General features: G+C 65.7%; 1 protein-coding gene. It reads right to left on the bottom strand.

Features of this window, described 5'->3' with window-relative positions:
• The coding region (locus ACIQFU_RS38675) for a tyrosine-type recombinase/integrase (RefSeq protein WP_402558075.1) at window positions 1–1126 on the bottom strand (1126 nt) is incomplete at its 3' end.
• Between the last annotated feature and the right edge of the window lie 12 nt (window positions 1127–1138).

Below are 1138 nucleotides of genomic sequence, written 5' to 3'. Positions count from 1 at the left end.
ATGTGGTGAGGTCGTGGTTGAGGATCTTGGCGGCCTTGCTGATGGAGCCGGGCATGAGGTGGCGGTAGATCTTGAAGGTGATCTCGATGGTCGTGTGGCCCATCCACTCGGCGACGTCGGTGATGGGGATGCCGTGGGTGAGGCAATTGGAGGCGAAGAAGTGCCGCAGGCCGTAGACGACCATCCCGTCCGGGATGTCGGTCTGGCCGGCCTTCTTGATCCGCTGCCACTGGTTGGCGATGTGGTAGTGCGGGAACGTGCGGGCCGGGTCGCCGGGGTGGCGCAGCAGGTAGCCGTCGACGGTGCCGTGCTTGTCGGCGTACCACTCGATGCTCTGCCGCACCCGCGGTGGCAGGGGCACGTCCCGGTACTCTCCCGGCTTGCGGTGCTTGAGCCGCTCGTACCGGCAGGTGGTCCGGTTGACCTGTTCGGTGATGCGGTAGACGTCGTCGGCGACGATGTTGTTGACGTTGACCGCGAACGCTTCGCCGTTGCGCATGCCGCAGCCGCTCATCAGGTCGGCGACCAGGAGGAAGCTGTCGTCGCCGGCGGTGCGTATCTGACCCAGCTGTTCGGGTGAGGGGATCACCACCCGCCTGGGGTCGTACTGCGGCGGCTTGATCCCGGCGACCGGGTTGTCGTCGAACAGGCCCAGCCGGTTGGCGTCCAGCAGGATCGCCTTCAGCTTGTCGAAGCAGTTGGCCTGCGCGGCCAGGCCGATGCCGTTGCGTTCCAGGGCCTGGAGGAAGCTCTCGACGACCTTGTGGTCGAAGGTGTTCATCCGCCGGCTGCCCAGCAGCGGCACCAGATGGATGTTCAACAGCGACTCCAGGTGCACCATCGACGCCGGCCCCAGGTCCCGCTGTCCGGCCTTCCACTGGGCGGCGTACTCCTTAAACCGCATCGCTCCGTACTTCGCGATCCGGTCCGCCTTCGCCTGCCCCCGTGGTGCGGCCTTCTTCGCGTTGTAGACCTCCGTCAAACGCGCGATCGCCTTGTCCTGGGTCGAAAACCCGGACTCCTTCACCTGCCTCCCGGCCGCCGACCGATACCGCACCTTGTACGCGTGCGGGCACTTCGACCACCGCGACCGCGGATGCTCACACTCCTTGAAAAACGAACCCATCCCACGAACCAA

The organism is Streptomyces sp. NPDC093065 (assembly GCF_044754585.1).
Lineage (GTDB): Bacteria > Actinomycetota > Actinomycetes > Streptomycetales > Streptomycetaceae > Streptomyces.
The sequence above is the reverse complement of the archived record's forward strand: the minus strand, read 5'-3'. Positions and strand labels throughout refer to the sequence as shown.